15 protein-coding genes and 1 pseudogene are annotated in these 16,100 nt (G+C 62.2%); 12 read left to right on the forward strand and 4 right to left on the reverse strand.

Translation table 11 applies throughout. The annotated features are described in order from the left end of the window. Positions 1-538: 538 nt before the first annotated feature. Positions 539-1,435, reverse strand: coding sequence for a LysR family transcriptional regulator (locus ACZYTC_RS30450; protein ID WP_488991326.1), 897 nt, complete (start codon positions 1,433-1,435; stop codon positions 539-541). A 162-nt stretch (positions 1,436-1,597) separates the two neighbouring features. On the opposite strand from ACZYTC_RS30450, the gene ACZYTC_RS30455 reads away from it, so the two are divergent. The 6 genes from ACZYTC_RS30455 (at position 1,598) to ACZYTC_RS30480 (ending at position 7,604) form a co-directional block, all read left to right on the forward strand. After that, complete coding sequence (locus tag ACZYTC_RS30455; RefSeq protein WP_488991327.1) at positions 1,598-2,044, forward strand: (2Fe-2S)-binding protein; 447 nt, start codon at positions 1,598-1,600, stop codon at positions 2,042-2,044. A 10-nt stretch (positions 2,045-2,054) separates the two neighbouring features. Beyond that, positions 2,055-4,292, forward strand: coding sequence for a xanthine dehydrogenase family protein molybdopterin-binding subunit (locus tag ACZYTC_RS30460; protein ID WP_488991328.1), 2,238 nt, complete (start codon positions 2,055-2,057; stop codon positions 4,290-4,292). Continuing rightward, positions 4,289-4,666: a c-type cytochrome gene (locus tag ACZYTC_RS30465; RefSeq protein WP_488991329.1), complete on the forward strand. Its 378-nt coding sequence runs from the start codon at positions 4,289-4,291 to the stop codon at positions 4,664-4,666. Before ACZYTC_RS30460 ends, ACZYTC_RS30465 begins: the two co-directional genes overlap by 4 nt. Before the next feature lie 237 nt (positions 4,667-4,903). Continuing rightward, a complete protein-coding gene (locus tag ACZYTC_RS30470) occupies positions 4,904-6,094 on the forward strand; it encodes an MFS transporter (RefSeq protein ID WP_488991330.1) in 1,191 nt (396 codons plus the stop codon). After that, positions 6,094-6,561: a cyclophilin-like fold protein gene (locus ACZYTC_RS30475; protein WP_488991398.1), complete on the forward strand. Its 468-nt coding sequence runs from the start codon at positions 6,094-6,096 to the stop codon at positions 6,559-6,561. The genes ACZYTC_RS30470 and ACZYTC_RS30475 overlap by 1 nt, the downstream gene beginning before the upstream one ends. Before the next feature lie 26 nt (positions 6,562-6,587). After that, positions 6,588-7,604, forward strand: a complete 1,017-nt coding sequence (locus tag ACZYTC_RS30480; RefSeq protein WP_488991331.1) for a zinc-dependent alcohol dehydrogenase family protein — start codon at positions 6,588-6,590, stop codon at positions 7,602-7,604. A 237-nt stretch (positions 7,605-7,841) separates the two neighbouring features. Here the strand turns inward: ACZYTC_RS30480 and ACZYTC_RS30485 are convergent, their stop codons facing one another. Then, entirely contained in the window at positions 7,842-8,735 is an 894-nt protein-coding gene (locus tag ACZYTC_RS30485; RefSeq protein ID WP_488991332.1) for a LysR family transcriptional regulator, read from the reverse strand. Positions 8,736-8,856: 121 nt separating this feature from the next. Here ACZYTC_RS30485 and ACZYTC_RS30490 point away from each other — a divergent pair, with 121 nt between their 5' ends. From ACZYTC_RS30490 to ACZYTC_RS30510, 5 genes are read left to right on the forward strand one after another with little or no spacing between them, the layout of a single operon-like run. After that, entirely contained in the window at positions 8,857-9,252 is a 396-nt protein-coding gene (locus ACZYTC_RS30490; protein WP_488991333.1) for a (R)-mandelonitrile lyase, read from the forward strand. Between the two features lie 48 nt (positions 9,253-9,300). Beyond that, entirely contained in the window at positions 9,301-9,672 is a 372-nt protein-coding gene (locus tag ACZYTC_RS30495) for a DUF2255 family protein (RefSeq protein WP_488991334.1), read from the forward strand. 10 nt (positions 9,673-9,682) lie between these two features. Continuing rightward, positions 9,683-10,672, forward strand: a complete 990-nt coding sequence (locus tag ACZYTC_RS30500; protein WP_488991335.1) for an aldo/keto reductase — start codon at positions 9,683-9,685, stop codon at positions 10,670-10,672. Positions 10,673-10,711: 39 nt separating this feature from the next. Further along, the gene (locus ACZYTC_RS30505) at positions 10,712-11,905 is read left to right on the forward strand and encodes an arabinose transporter (protein WP_488991399.1); all 1,194 of its coding nucleotides are present in this window, start codon (positions 10,712-10,714) and stop codon (positions 11,903-11,905) included. Then, positions 11,902-12,687, forward strand: a complete 786-nt coding sequence (locus ACZYTC_RS30510) for a carboxymuconolactone decarboxylase family protein (RefSeq protein WP_488991336.1) — start codon at positions 11,902-11,904, stop codon at positions 12,685-12,687. The genes ACZYTC_RS30505 and ACZYTC_RS30510 overlap by 4 nt, the downstream gene beginning before the upstream one ends. Positions 12,688-12,704: 17 nt before the next feature. On the opposite strand, the pseudogene ACZYTC_RS30515 reads toward ACZYTC_RS30510, so the two are convergent. Then, positions 12,705-13,451: pseudogene (locus ACZYTC_RS30515) on the reverse strand (IS5 family transposase); the annotation flags it as partial. A 38-nt stretch (positions 13,452-13,489) separates the two neighbouring features. On the opposite strand from ACZYTC_RS30515, the gene ACZYTC_RS30520 reads away from it, so the two are divergent. Continuing rightward, positions 13,490-14,176 carry a GMC family oxidoreductase gene (locus tag ACZYTC_RS30520; RefSeq protein ID WP_488991337.1) on the forward strand — a complete coding sequence of 229 codons (687 nt, stop codon included), beginning with the start codon at positions 13,490-13,492 and terminating at the stop codon, positions 14,174-14,176. A gap of 712 nt (positions 14,177-14,888) precedes the next feature. Here the strand turns inward: ACZYTC_RS30520 and ACZYTC_RS30525 are convergent. Then, positions 14,889-16,046: a low temperature requirement protein A gene (locus ACZYTC_RS30525; protein ID WP_488991338.1), complete on the reverse strand. Its 1,158-nt coding sequence runs from the start codon at positions 16,044-16,046 to the stop codon at positions 14,889-14,891. Between the last annotated feature and the right edge of the window lie 54 nt (positions 16,047-16,100).

The raw sequence follows: 16,100 nt of genomic DNA on the forward strand, positions 1-16,100 counted from the left end.
CAGCACGTCAGACCACTCTAAACTACGATCCTCCACGACAGGCTATCCCCTTAATCGGCAAGTTCAAATCAAGTTCGGAGCGCTTCACGGCCCGCAGCCGACGCGACCGCGCCTCTGGCGTTGTTGGCCGACAGGCCATAGGCAGCGGGCGACAAGAGGCGGCCATGCAGCGATGGCAGCGCTCCGCTCAATCTCGACCAAGCAGTGGATCGTGGTAGCTCACCGCTCGAACAAAGTCAGAACAACGACTTTGTCAAATCCTAGAATTGATGAATGATACCTGACTAACTTACCTACGGTGTCATTTAACCCTCTTTTGGATACTGCGAGCCTAGAAACTGGTGGACTGCACTTCAGCAGTCGTGCTTATGAGCATTGCGGGCTTGTTGGCGCATATGGCTTTTTGCTGAGTCCTCCGGCGCGGCCGGGCCACTTTCTACCTCGGCTTTGCGTGAGAGGTCGGGAGGGCTTTCTGTGCAAACCAGATGTGAGCGCAACCTCAAGATACGATGGCCCCAGGCGAAGGCCATCGGATGGATCAAGCATCACGATGCCGAAGTGCGTCCACGACGACTTTGAATGCGAGCAGGTTCTGGCGCCGGCTTGGGTAGTAAATGTAGTATCCCGCAAATTTCGGCGACCATTCGTCCAGCAACAAGACAAGGTCTCCAGACGCGACATGGAACTCGACGAGGTCTTCCGGCAAAAAGGCAACACCCAAGCCGTTCAGGGCCGCATCGATCATGGCATATGACGTGCTGAACGTGAGCTGGCCATCCACTCTGACACGCAGATCCTGCTCGTCCTTTCCAAACTCCCAGGCATACAGACCGCCGGCCGTGGCTTGGCGCATGTTGATGCAATTGTGCCCGATCAGGTCTTGGGGATGCGCTGGCGGAGTATGCGTCTCGAGGTAGAGGGGCGATGCGACGGCGACCATCCGCCAGTCCGGTCCGATACGGATGGCGATCATGTCCTTCTCCACGCTTTCTCCAAGCCGAACACCGGCGTCGAAGCCGTCCTCGATGATGTTGCGCAGACCATTGTCGACGCTGAACTCGAGCTTGATATCGGGATAGGACGCCAGCACAGGCCGGAGTTTCGGCCATACCAGTGAATTCAAAGCATGGTCCGACAACGTTATGCGGATCTTGCCAGCCGGCTTGTCGCGGAATTCCATGAGCGCCGCGATCTCGGTCTCGATCTCGGACACGCGTGGGGCCAGAGTCTGGCGCAAACGCTCGCCTGCCTCGGTTGGCGCGACATTGCGGGTCGTCCGCGTCAGCAGCCGGATCCCCATGCGATCTTCGAGCTGCTTGATGGTGTGGCTGAGCGTCGACTGGGCAATGCCGAGTTTGGCAGCAGCCTTGGTGAAGCTGCGTTCTTCGGCCACGGCCAGGAACCACAACAGGTTGCTGAAGTCTTCCTTGGCCATCGACGCTCTCCATAAGCCACCTGAAGATTTATGGCACCCATCGATTAATGCAAGCGAATTGAGCCAACTAATGCGCGTTGCCGTCGGCTGCTAGCTTGGAGCAGGAGGGGCGCTCGTCTGTCCCGCATCGCCATCTTGCCGAGCAGTCCGAAGGAGACAGGCATGGAGCTGACCATCAACGGATCGAAGCGTCAGATCAACGTCGAGCCGGATACCCCCTTACTATGGGCGTTGCGCGACGGCTTGGGCATGACCGGCACCAAATATGGTTGCGGGCTGGCGCAATGCGGCGCCTGTACAGTTCTCGTCGACGGGCAGGCAACGCGATCCTGCGTGACCCCAGTCGAAAGCGTGGCCAACGCCCAGATCACGACCATCGAAGCGATCACCGACGATCCCGTTGGCCGAAGAGTCGTCGACGCCTGGGTGGCGAACCAGGTGCCGCAATGCGGTTACTGCCAATCGGGACAAGTCATGGCGGCGACGGCGCTTCTGAAGCACAGCGCTCATCCGACGGACGAGGAAATCGCGGGCGTCATGGTCAATCTGTGCCGATGCGGAACCTACAACGCCATTGCGTCTGCCGTCCGGCAGGCTGCGCAAGCCTGAGGAAGACATCGTGAACGCCATCGCTCCTCAGACTGCCTCCTCGACCGGCGAGGTCGACAAGCCGCTGAATTTGTCCCGGCGTGCCTTCATCGGTGGTTCGCTCGCCGGGCTGGTGCTTGGGATCATCCTGCCTGGTGGTCGCGTCAGTGCCCAGGCGGCAGCGCCCATCGTGCCGGGGACCAGGGTGAATGCGTTTCTGGAGATCCGCCCTGACAGCACGGTCCTGTTCCGCAGCGCCTTCATCGAGGGCGGGCAGGGCATCTTCACCGCCATGGCACAGATCGTCGGCGAGGAACTCGATGTCGAGCCCGCGCAATTCGCGGTGGAAGGCGCACCGCCGGGCGCCGATTATCTGCTGACGGGCGGTGCCCGTTTCACCGGCGGCAGCATGTCGGTGCGCATGAGCTACGAGACGATGCGCAGGCTCGGCGCCTCCGCCCGCCAGATGTTGCTCCAGGCCGCGGCCACGCGGTTTGGCGTGCCGCTCTCCACGCTGACCACCGAGCCTGGGCGCGTGGTGCATGCTGCATCCGGTCGCGCGCTTGCCTATGGAGATATCGCGGCTGCGGCTGCGGAACTGACTGTTCCCGGGAACGTGCCGCTCAGGACCCGATCGGAATTTCGCTGGATCGGCAAGCCCGTAGCGCGCCTGGATGTGCGCGACAAATCCACGGGCAAGGCCCACTACGCCATCGATCTCGCGGTCGACGGCATGCTTCACGCCGCCGTTCAGCATAGCCCCCGGCTCGGCGGCGAGGCCGGTGCGTTCGCAAACGAGGAACAGGTACGGGCCATGCCCGGCGTCCACTCGGTGCATCGGCTCGCAGGAGCCGTCGCCGTACTCGCATCGAGCTGGTGGCGGGCACGCCGTGCCGTCGAAGCCCTGCAGGTGAGCTGGACCGAGCCCGCGCCTGGAACCTTGCGCGCCATGCCGGCGGATTTCTCGTCGGAAGCCCGAAAGGCCATGCTGAAGGCGACGGCAGGCGACGGGGTTGCCTTCGAAGCGGCGGGTGATGCCGCCACGGGCCTGCGCTCGGCCGCGCGCATCGTCGAAGCGACCTATGACGCACCCTATCTGGTCCATGGCCAGCTCGAGCCGCCATCCGCCCTCGCGCGCTGGAACCAGGACGGATCGCTTGAGCTTTGGCTTCCGAACCAGGCACCGGAAATGTTCCAGGCCGAGGCGGCGAAAGTGGCCGGCATCGCGCCGGACAAGGTCATCATCCACTCGCCCATACTGGGCGGCTTTTTCGGGAGGCACTTTCTCTACCAGACGGCCAATCCGTTCCCGCAAGCCATCGCGCTGGCAAAGGCGGCCGGCCGCCCCGTCAAGTTGATCTGGAGCCGTGAGGAGGAATTCCTGCGCGATGCGTTGCGACCGATGGGGGTCGCCCGCTTTCGCGCCGGCCTCGATGCAGACGGTCTACCGGTCGCTCTGCAGGCGGTGGCAGTGGGCGAAGGGCCGACCGGGCGGTGGTTCGGCCGCCAGCCGGACAAGGTCGACAGCTCCGCCGTCGAGGGAATTGCCGGCAAGCTCTATGCGATCCCGAACCGGCGCGTGGCGCAGATCCATGTCGACGATCCCGCGATCATCGGCTTTTGGCGCTCGGTCGGCCATTCGATGAACGACTTTTTCTACGAGACTTTCTTCGATGAAATGGCCGATGCCGGCAGGCAGGACCCCTATGATTTGCGCCGACGCCTGCTTGCGGACAGTCCTCGCCACAGGACGTTGCTGGAGGCTGTGGCAGACCTCTCCGGAGGATGGCGCCGCGGCCCCTTCACGGCACAGGACGGCACGCGGCGCGCCCGCGGTGTCGCGATGGCTTCGCCCTTCGGGAGCGAGGTCGCGACCATCGCCGAAGTGTCTTTGCGGGACGGCGAGGTGGTGGTTCACGATGTCTGGGTAGCCATCGACCCCGGCAGCATCGTCAATCCCGCCATCATCGAGGCCCAGGTACATTCGGCCGTTACCCTCGGGCTGTCCTCGGCTTTGCTCGAGGAAGTCGTCTATGTCGATGGGATGCCGCAAGCAAGAAACTACGATGGCTATTCCATCCTCACGCCCGATCGCATGCCGCGCGTGCATGTGCGGATCGTCGAGAGCGGTGCGCCCATGGGCGGCATCGGCGAGCCGGGCCTTCCGGGAGTGCCGCCCGCTGTCGTGAACGCGGTGTCCGCGCTCGTCGGCAGGCGCATTCGCAGCCTGCCATTGTCCAAGATCGATTTTAAGGGATTGCAAGGTTGAGCAAGATTGTCATCGCCGCGATGGCGGCTCTTTCGATCGCCATGGGTCCAAATGCCGCCTATGCGCAAGCGGAAAATCCGTCCCAGGGGCAAAAGCTGTTTCAGCAGCGATGCGGTGCCTGCCACCAGATTGCGACGCCGCGCAACGGCGTCGGTCCCCATCTGCAAGGGGTAATCGGCCGCAAGGCCGGTAGTGTGCAGGAGTATAATTACTCGCCGGTCCTCAAGGCTTCCGACATGACCTGGAACGCCGAGACTCTGGAAACCTTCCTCGCGAACCCATCCGCAATGGTTCGCGGCACGCGCATGACTCAGCGCTTCAACAGCGCAGACGAACGCCGAACCATCATCGAGTTCCTGGACTCCCACCAGTAGCGTGAAGCGCGTCAATTCCTTGAGCCCGCGCTGCCGAGGGGTTGGCCGAGATTCTTGATGACGCCCCGCGCGAAGGCTTGTCAGGCGAATACGCCCAGATCGGCAGCCGCGGATTTATGCGGCCTGTCGATAAATCCAAGCGATTAATAGCGCCTAATCCGATCGATCACTGTCTGCTACATCAGGTCGAAAGCAGGCGGCTGCGTGGGCAGCCGCGCCGCGACGAAAGATGAAATCATGCACACAACCTATCATGACGCGCTGGTCAAGCCGGCCGCTGCCTGGGGTGCGGTGTTCTCAATGGCGCTTTGTGTCGCCGTCCTCATCGCTTCCGAATTCATGCCCGTCAGCCTGCTGACGCCCATTGCCGCCGACCTCGGCATCAGCGAAGGCCGGGCTGGGCAGGCGATCTCCATCTCTGGCATCTTCGCAGTCGTCACCAGCCTGTTCGTTGCTGGCCTGACGAGACGGCTCGACCGCAAGCTTGTGTTGACCTCGTTCTCGCTTTTGCTGGTCGTTTCCGGCTTGATCGTGACCTTCGCGCCCAATTACGCGGTGTTGATGATCGGACGCGCGCTGCTCGGCATCGCCATCGGCGGGTTCTGGTCGATGTCCACGGCGATCGTCATGCGCCTCGTGCCGGAAGATGTCGTGCCCAAGGGACTGGCGATGATCAATGCTGGCAACGCCATTGCGGCAACCATATCGGCGCCTCTGGGAAGCCTGCTGGGCGATTATGTGGGCTGGCGCGGCGCCTTCTTCCTCGTGGTGCCTTTGGCGCTGCTTGCGCTGGTCTGGCAATGGCTCGGCATGCCCTCGCTGGCGCCGCAAGGGCGCAAGGCGTCCGGCAACGTTTTCAGGCTGCTCCTGCACCGGCAAGTAGCACTCGGCATGGCCGCGATCTTCCTGCTGTTCATGGGCCAGTTCGCTCTGTTCACCTATCTACGCCCGTTCCTCGAGACCGTGACCGGCATCAGCGTTTCCGCTCTCTCGGCAATCTTGCTGCTGATGGGGCTGGCGGGCGTCGCGGGGACCTGGGCGATTGGGCGAGCGCTCCAGACGCGGCTTTACAGCATCGTCATCGCTATCCCGCTCGTCATGGCGGTGCTCGCTGCCGGGTTGATCGCGTTGGGATCGATGCCAGCGGCGGTCACGGTCTTGCTGGTCGGTTGGGGTTTCTTCGGGACGGCCGCGCCGGTCGGCTGGGGCACCTGGCTCAGCCGAGCTTTGCACGACGACGCAGAAGCCGGAGGCGGCTTGCAGGTTGCCGTCATTCAGCTCGCCATCACCCTCGGCGCAGCGTTGGGCGGGGTGCTGTTCGACAGCTTGGGATGGTGGAGCCCGTTTGTGCTCGCTGTCCTCCTGCTGCTGGGTTCGGCGCTTGCCGCAACCGCCGCAGCCCATGATGGCCGGTGGGGTTTACAATGATGGACCGGTCCATTGATCGGAGGGCGGTGCTCCAGGTCGTTCTTCTGACAGCCGCGGCTGCCCCGCTCGGTCTTATCTCGACGACGCGTGGACATGCTCAAGGATCAGGCGCCATGAAAATCCGCATCTCGTTCAACAGCCAGGCTATGTCGGCGACGCTTGAGGACAATCCTTCCGCGCGGGATTTCACGTCGCTGCTGCCGCTCGCTGATCTCTCGATCGACAACTACGCGAACAACGAGAAGATCAGCTATCTGCCGCGCAAGCTCACTGAGGAGGGCAGCGGCCCGTTCGGCAACGAGCGTCCCGGTGATCTTTGCTACTACGCACCCTGGGGCAATCTCGCCTTTTTCTATGCTGGCTATCGCTGGTCGAGCGGTCTTATCCGCCTCGGCCGCATCGACGGCGGTTTCGAGCCGCTTCTGGCGCGCGGAAAATTCCCGCTCCGCATCGAACGCATCTCCTGATCCCAATCTTTCGAAAGGAGCATTTCATGTTCGGAACAGTCCTCCATAGCCCGGGCGACATCCGCTGCGAGGAAGTCGAGGAGCCCAAAATCCTCTATCCCACGGACGCCATCATCAAGCTCTCGGCGTCTTGCATCTGCGGCTCGGATCTGTGGCCCTATCGCGGGCTCCAGCCGGTCAATGAGCCCATGCATATGGGCCACGAATATTGTGGCGTGGTCGTCGAAGTCGGCAGCGCAGTAAGGACCGTGAAGCCCGGCCAGTTCGTCGTCGGCTCCTTCTGCATCTCCGACAACACCTGCCCGCATTGCCGCTACGGCTTCCAGTCGTCATGTGAACAGCGCGGATTCATGAGCCATGCTCAGGCGCCCTATGCGCGGGTGCCGCTCGCCGACGGCACGCTGGTCGCCACGGCGGAGATGCCGGCCGATGACTTGATCCCGAGCCTGCTCGCGGCCTCGGATGTGCTCGGCACAGGATGGTATGCGGCCGACGCGGCGCGCGTTGAGCCAGGCTCGACGGCGGTGGTCGTGGGCGACGGCGCCGTCGGACTGATGGGCGTGCTCGCGGTCAAGCAGATGGGCGCGGAGCGCATCATCGCCATGAGCCGCCACAAGTCGCGGCAAGATCTCGCGCTCGAATTCGGCGCGACCAATATCGTCTCCGAGCGCGGCGATGCCGGCGTCGCCCGGATCAAGGAACTCACAAACAACGTTGGTGCGGAGTCGGTGCTGGAATGTGTCGGCACCCAGGAATCCATGATGCAGGCAATCGCCTGCGCACGCCCCGGCGGCCATATCGGCTTCGTCGGCGTGCCGCATGGCGTCCAGCTCGACGGCCAGGGCCTGTTCTTCGCCCAGAAAAGCCTGCTTGGAGGGCCCGCTCCTGTGCGCCGCTTCCTGCCGCATCTGATGGATCTGGTGCTGGAGCGCAAGATCAATCCCGGCGAGGTCTTCGACCTGACGCTGCCGCTCGAGGATGTCGCGGAGGGCTACCGCGCCATGGACGAGCGACGCGCCATCAAGACACTGCTGCGCGTCTGAAATTGATCCGCTCGTCGTGAGCCTGCCGATAATTCCAGGAGGAAGTGAACATATGGAAACAATGATTGATCTCAGCTCGGCAGCCGTTCTCATGGCTATCGCCGGTTTCCTGGCGCATATGGCCTTTTGCTGAAATTCGGCAACATCAGCGTGCTGTTGCCTACCTACGTGGGGCCAATTCAATATGCGGCACTCGAACGTATGCAGTTGGCGCATATTTTTCTGGGCTATGATCGCCTAATTCCGGTGCCTCAGCGCGTCGACCAACCGCACAAAAGCGGGCGAGGACTGGTGGCGGCTCGGATAATAGAGATGATAGCCTTGAATTTCGGGGCACCAGTCCGCCAGCACATCGATAAGGCGTCCATTGGCAATGTGGGGTCTGGCAAGGTCCTCCGGCACAAAGCCCAGACCGAAGCCGTCGACCGCGGCATTGAGAACGGACACTGCACTGTTGAAGGTAAGCTGGCCCTCGACCCGCACGCGCAATTCCCGGCCGTCCTTTTCGAACTCCCAGGCATAGAGACCGCCAGCGCTGTTGAGACGCAGATTTATGCAGCTATGGTTGGTGAGATCCTGTGGGGTCAGCGGCGGTGAGCGCCGCTCGAAATAGGATGGCGAGCCGACGACGGCAAAACGCCAGTCAGGGCCGATCCGCACCGCGATCATGTCTTTGCTGACGGCCTCGCCAAGCCTGACGCCGGCATCGAAGCGCTGCTCGATGATGTCGGTGAAGCTATAGTCGATCGCGAGCTCGACATGGATGTCGGGATAGTCCCGCAGGAAGGTCGCGAGCTTTGGCCGGAAGATGGTGTCGATCACATAGTCGTTGCAGGTGATGCGCACGGTGCCGGCCGGCTTGTCGCGCAATTCGCCGAGCGCCTCGATCTCCGCATCGATCTGGTCGAAATGCGGCCCGATCGCCTTCATCAGGCGCTCTCCTGCCTCCGTCGGCGCGACATTGCGGGTCGTGCGCGCCAGGAGCCTGACACCCAATTGCGCTTCCAGCCCCTTGATCGTGTGGCTGAGGGCCGACGCCGTTACGCCGAGCTGGGCACCGGCCCTGGTGAAGCTGCGCTCCCGCGCGACCGCCAGGAAGGCGATCATGTCGTTGATGCGATCTCGCGCCATTTGTGAATCCTGCTCAAAACCACATGAACATTACACCACCTAATTCGATGATCCCACTTCGAGTAGATTCAATTCTGAAATCGCCGGCAGAACGCTGCGAACAAGGAATTGGAGAAGTCCCATGGAGATCATCCGTGCCGGCTCGCGCCCATCGGTAAAGGGCTCGACGGACTGGTTCACCGGCGTGGTTCGCGTCGACCCGCTGCTCAATCCTATTGCGCCTGAGCGCGTTCAGGGCGCGCACGTAACCTTCGAACCAGGCGCGCGCACTGCTTGGCACACGCATCCGCTCGGGCAGACGCTCATCGTCACCTCCGGCCTCGGGCGCGTGCAGCGCTGGGGCGGCCCGATCGAGGAGATCCGGCCCGGCGACGTGGTCTGGTTCCCCGCCGGCGAGAAGCACTGGCATGGCGCAGCGCCGGAAACGGCCATGACCCATATCGCCGTCAACGAGGTGCAGGACGGCAAGGTTGTCGATTGGCTCGAGAAGGTCTCGGACAAGCAATACCGCGGCTGACGTAACTCACCGTTGCGAGCGAACTGCTCGACCTATAGGAGGCTCGCCATGTCATGGCAGCAGCAGGATCTGCAGAAGATTGCCGACAGCGACGACCTGCACATCGCGCCGTTCCGCGAGGACGGCAAAACCTACGGCACGCTGACCTGGATCTGGTCCGTGGTCGTGGACGGCGAACTCTATGTTCGCGGCTACAACGGTCAAAGATCGCGCTGGTACCAGGCGGCGATCACCCAGAAGGCGGGCCGCATCACCGCTGCCGGCAAGACGAAGGACGTCTCCTTCGAGCCGATCGGCAGCGCCGTCAATGACCGTGTCGATGAAGCCTATCGCCGCAAATACGCCAAGAGCCCGTACCTTGCACCGATGATCGGCGAGCGCGCCCGCGCCGCCACCGTCAGGATTGCACCGAAGGACTGAGGATACTCCTATGCACAAGCGCAAACTCGGCCAGGGTCTCGAAGTCTCCGCCCTTTCCCTTGGTGCCATGGGCTACGGCAAGGTGCGCGATGTCCCTGATCGACTGGAGATGATCGAGCTGCTGCGCAAGGCGGTCGATCTCGGCATGGATTTCTTCGACACCGCGGAAGTCTACGGCCCTTGGACGAACGAAGACATGGTCGGCGAAGCATTCGCCGGCGTGCGCCACCAGGTGAAGATCGCTACGAAATTCGGCTGGGACATTGACCAGACCACCGGTGAGAATCGTGGCGGGGTCAACAGCAAGCCGGCCCAGATCCGAAGTGCGGTCGAAGGAAGCCTCAGGCGCTTGCGCACCGACCATATCGATCTCCTCTATCAGCACCGGGTCGATCCCGGCGTGCCGATGGAGGATGTCGCCGGCGTCGTGAAGGATCTGATCGCCGAGGGCAAGGTGCGGTACTTCGGGCTGTCGGAAGCGGGTGCACAATCCATCCGCCGCGCCCACGCCGTCCAGCCGGTTGCGGCGCTGCAGAGCGAATATTCGCTGTGGACCCGCGAGCTGGAAGCCGAGATCATCCCGACGCTGGAAGAACTCGGTATAGGGCTCGTCCCGTTCAGCCCACTCGGAAAAGGCTTCCTGACCGGCAGGATCGACGTGGACACCACCTTCGCCACCAATGACTTTCGCGCCCAGATCCCGCGCTTTGCGCCCGAGGCGCGCGAAGCCAACCAGGCGCTGGTCGACCTGATCCGCATCGTCGGAGAACGTCACAACGCAACGCCGGCCCAGATCGCGCTGGCCTGGCTGCTGGCGAAAAAGCCCTGGATTGTACCGCTGTTCGGCACACGCAAGCTCGAGCGGTTCGAAGAAAATCTTGGCGCGCTGGCCGTGACGCTGACGGATGACGACCTCAAACAAATCGAAGCCGGAGCGGCGGCGATCAGGATCGAAGGGGCACGATACCCCGATGCGATGTTGAAACGCTCCGGACTCTGACGGGCCACGCGCCCGGGGAAGAGGCAAATGTCCATGATGATGTCACAACGGTCGGGCTCCCTGGCTGGCAGATCCCTGCTGTCTTTGATGGCCTGCGTGTTCACGGTGTTTCTGGTGACCGGTGCGGCGTTGCCGGCCTTGCCGCTGCACATCCACGACCGTCTTGGCTTCGGCCCTTTCATGGTCGGCCTCGTCTCCGGCGCGCAATTCGCCGCCTCCCTGATTTCGCGCCTGTGGTCGGGCACTGTCGCCGATCGGCAGGGGCCGAAACATGCGGTGACGGCTGGACTGGTCATAGCGGCGCTCGCCGGGCTGTTCTATCTCTTCTCCCTGCTCGTGATCGGCGATCCCGTTCTTTCGGTCGCGATCCTGCTGATAGGCCGTGCGCTACTCGGCGGAGCTGAGAGCTTCATCATGACCGGTGCGCAGAGTTGGTGCCTGGCACTCGCCGGTCCCGGTAATGCCGGGAAGATGATTGCCTGGATCGGCACGGCGATGTTCGTGGCGCTGGCGGCGGGCGCACCGCTCGGCAGTTTTCTCTACGCCAACTGGGGATTTGCCTCGATCGGATTGGCGACGTTCGCCGGAGCGGCGGTGACGCTGATGTTGGTCGTGCCTATTCCGGCCGGGACGCCGGCTCCCCAGGGCGAGAAAGCCATCACGCGAGTTCTGAAGGCGGTCTGGCTTCCGGGAATGGGTATGGCATTTGCTGGCCTGGGCTATGGCACGATGACTGCTTTTGCCGTCCTGCTATTCGTTGAACGCGGCTGGCAACCGGCCTGGCTGTCCTTCACCGCTTTCGCCGCCGCCCTCATGGTAGCGCGCGTCTTCTTCGGCCCGCTCCCCGACCGGCTTGGCGGCGCACGCACGGCGATGATCTTCGTCGTCATCCACAGCGTGGGCATGGCGATGATCTGGTTTTCCCCCTTCGCCTGGCTCGCCTTCGTTGGCGCAGCGCTCGCGGGCTTTGGCTACGCGCTGGTCTATCCGGGGTTCGGCATGGAGGCGATCGCCCTGGCGCCGGCGGAGTCCCGCGGGCTGGCGATGGGCGTCTACACCGCCTTCATCGATCTCTCGCTCGGCATCCTCGCGCCGTTGCTCGGTCTCGTTGCCAATATGGCCGGGCTCGGATCGATCTTTCTCATCAACGCGCTGCTCGCGCTCTGCGCCGTGCCGATCGCGCTGCGGCTGCAGTCTCAACATCAACTACAACAGAAAAGGAACCCGTCATGACCGGTAACATCAAGGACAAGGTCGTTGTCATCACCGGCGCCAGCAGCGGGGTGGGCCAAGCCGCCGCTCGCCATCTGGCGACGAATGAACCCACGTTCATCTCCGACGATGTTCTGTCCGTCGCTCCGGCGCTACGAGCCTATATGCAGAGCGACGTTCTCGACGGCCTGTGGAAACGTCCGCAATTGTCGCCGCGCGATCGCAGCATCGTGACGTTGTCGGTGCTCATCACCCGCAATCAGACGCTCGATCTTCCCTTTTATCTGCGGCTCGCGCTCGATAGCGGGCTGAAGCCGGCGGAAATCTCGGAGATCGTCACGCACCTCGCCTTCTATGCTGGGCTCGGCAATGCGAGCTCCACGATCGCCATCGTCAAGGACGTCTTTGGTGAGCGCGGCATCAGCGTGGATGACCTTCCCCCGGCCAATCCGAAGCTCCTGCCGCTCGACGAAGCCGCCGAGGCAACGCGCGCGGCGAATGTCGAAAGGAACACTGGGCCGATCTCGCCAGGACTGGTGCAATTCACGGCGGACGTGCTGTTCCTGAAACTCTGGCTGCGCCCCGATCTCGCGCCGCGCGACAGAAGCCTCGTGACGGTCAGCAGCCTGATGGCGGCAGGGCATGTTGCCCAAATTACCTTCCACCTCAACAAGGCCATGGACAATGGCCTGACACACGAAGAGGCCGGTGAAGTGATTGCGCAGGTGGCCTTCTATGCCGGCTGGCCCAATGCCTTCTCCGCCGTGCCCGTGGTTGGTGAAGTGTTCAAAAGTCGCGGCTAGCAATCCGCTTAGAGCGCCTAACAAAACCTCTTCCTTGCTCTGAAGGCGATGATGGCGGCTGCGATGGTGAAGGCCTTGTAGAGGTTGGCGTGTCGTTCGTAACGGACGACGAGGCGTCTGAAGCGGTTGATCCAGGCGAAAGTGCGTTCGACGACCCAGCGGTGCTTTCCGAGATGGCTGCTGCATTCGATGCCCCGTCTGGCGATGCGCGGTATGATGGATCGGTTCCGCAAATCGCGTCGGCAACGATCGAAGTCGTAAGCCTTGTCGGCATGGAGCTTGGCGGGGCGCCTGCGCGGGCGACCTCGCTTCTGGCGAACCGGTCGGACGGCATCGACGACGGCGGTCAGGGCCATGCTGTCGTGGCGATTGGCTCCGGTCAGGACGACGGCGAGAGGAACGCCGGCACCGTCGACCATGATGTGGCGCTTGGTGCCCGGCTTGCCGCGGTCGGTCGGGTTCGGCCCCGTCTCGTCGCCCCCTTTTCGCGGGAACGCAAGACGCATCCACGCTGGCGCGTGACCAGTCGATCTGCCCAGCCAGGTTCAGCCGGTCCCCCAGCAGTGCCGATGGATCTTGTCCCAGAGCCCGGCATCCAGCCAGGTTCGCAGCCGACGCCAGCACGTCATGCCCGAACAACCCGCCACCTCAAACGGCAGGCGTTCCCAGGGGATCGCCGTGTAAAGAACGAACAGGATGCCGACGAGCGCGTCCCGAGCCTCCACCGCAGGTCGCCCGCCCTTCGGGCGCGCCTCCCGGGCCGGGAACCTTCAGGACCATGTCGAGGTCTCGATCATCCACGATGGTCAATGGTCCGTTCAGCTACGACAAGTACAAAAAGCTGCACTGGCAGGCTTGGGCAGGGTTGGAATATGCCCTTTTTCGGCGTGGTCCATGCGTCTCCAACGTCGTCGAGGGCGGAGCATTCTTCCGATCCTCTCTGGCGGAGGACCGCGCCGATCTCCAGTGCTGCTTCATGCCCGGAGCCGGCGTGGAAGAGGGCGTTGATGATGTACCGGGGGGCAACGGGGCCACGCTCAATGTTTGCCAAACCCGCCGGCGATCTGTGGGCTTCGTCACATTGCGCTCAGCCGATCCTTTTGCGCCTCCGCTCATCCAGCCGAATTATCTGCAAGATGAATATGACCGGCGGGTCATGTGCGAGGGCGTGGCATTCGGTAGAAAAATCATGTCGCAACCCGTGATCGCCAAGCATCTGCGCCGCGAATTTGCTCCTAGCGGCAGCGGTTCGCACAAGGAGATATTGCAATACGTTCTCCAGCAAGCGCATGGCGCGCTTCATCCAATGGGAACTTGCAAGATGGGCACAGGCGACGATGCCGTTACCAGCGATGAACTCCGTGTATACGGGGTTCAGGGTTTGCGCGTTTGCGACAACTCCATCGCACCGAACTTGGTGTCGTGCAATACGAATGGCGTCGCTATAATGATCGCGGAAAAAGCATCCGACCTCATAAGCATTGGTTGATGATTCAGCATCTTGTCGTTGGCGTCCGACCAGAGTGAACGAAAATCTTCAGTGTGCATAAGGCCACTCCGTGTAGGTCATTGCTCGCTGCAGCACGCTGATCTGAATTTGTACCTCCATCGGGCGTTTGAAAGAGCCTAACAATCGTAGATAAACAGTTGGGGCAATTGGTCGGAAAGGGGCATCGACACATACAATGCCAGCAAAAGAGTGAGCTACGCCGCGGTACGAAATAGTCCGCCACGGCCATCGGCAAGCAGAATTTCTAGCACGTTGCGGCGTACGTCCAATGATCGCAAGTAATGATTAAATCCTGCCCCCGCAACCAATTTTATCATAAATCGATAACCGTCCAGGTCTGATCACCTGGGCGGTTTTTGCGTTGGGGGAGCGCGCGATTCAAGTGGATGCCGCTGGTATTGCAGGGGTCGAAAATAGACCGACGCGCTCAGCAGGACCATAGGACTGTCGAATTAATAGCCTTGCCTATGTCCCGCACTCAGACGCGGTGGCGTCGCAGTCTTGGATAAACTACCAGCGCATAATGTTTCGGACATTCACGAGGCAATCGAGCGCTGTGCGCAAATGGTCGATTTGCCGCCTTACAGTCCCGACATGAGCCCAGTCGAAATGGCCTGCGCCGCGAGCCAACGCGAATTGTCGTGGGCCTGATCAGATACATCTGCAGCTGATCGCATCTGCGATTGAGCTCTCAGTCGTGTCGTTCGGTCTTGTTGGCATTGTGGGGGCCAAGGCGCTGCCGGCAGACGACTGCCAGCACGAGGAGCGCTGCGATGATTTCCGCCGGCTGGGGAGCGAGTGCGGCGCTCGTCAGAATCAGAGCGGCTGCGACGACAAGAAGCCATTGCATGGCACCACGATGGATTGCGCGGTCACGCACCAGCCAAAGCGACCCGAGGTAGAGCGCGATCGGAATGGCGATGGCGAAGGAAGCGATTTGCGCAGGAACCTCGACGCGCTTGGTAGCGAGAGCCAGGAAGACTGCAAAACCTGCCGCCGTTGCAGCGCCGGCCGCGAAAAGCAGGTAGTGGCCATAGGCCCAGACGAGGACGGAGCCGAGGTTGCGGCGAAGTAACTGCTCTTTTCGGTCGAAATAGAGGCCCCACATGGAAAATGCGATGACGGAGCACAGGCCGGCCAGCCAGAAATGTCCGAGGTCCAGCGTCCCGGAATCCGCGATGATTTTCGCGATCGCAGCGAAGCACTCGCCGAGAACGATAATATTGAACATATTATAGCGATCGACGATGTGACCGTGGTGCCAGCTCGTGGTGGTCTGGCGCTCCGCGAATGCCGGCACCGCCAACTCGCCGAGAACACCCAGCACAAACAAAAGCGGGTATACAGAGCCCTGCGGTGGAAGAATGACGATCACCGTGATCCAATAGAGCTGCATCGTGCCAATCCCCGCTGCATAGCGCAGGGCCATGGTGCGGGCCGTTCGATCGCCATTGGCGGCGCCCAGCCATAATACGATCATGCCGACCCGCATGACGATAAAGCCGGCAAGTGCGAGCCAAAGCGGCTGATCGCCGTAAGTGATCTGGATCCCGGCGGCGAGCGTGAGCGATCCAAACATGATGATCATCGTCAGGACACGAAACGCCGTCGTCTTGTTGTCGTAGGCCGAAGCGAACCACGTGTAGTTGGCCCAAGCGAGCCAGGCCATGAAGAAGCTGCTCGCAAATCGAACGGCACCCTCGGCAACATGGCCGCTGCCGACTTCTTGCGCCAGGCCATGGGCTGCGGCTGCAACCGCCACGGCGGTCGCGAGGTCAAACATCAATTCCAGCGAGGTCGAGCTGCGGTTCGCCTCGTGTTGATCGCGGGGGGTGAGTTGAAAGATCATCGCCGTAAACGCCAAGGGCCGCCCGTCGCGCGGATGCCGAACCTCACGATCGAG

The organism is Labrys sp. F242 (assembly GCF_057813875.1).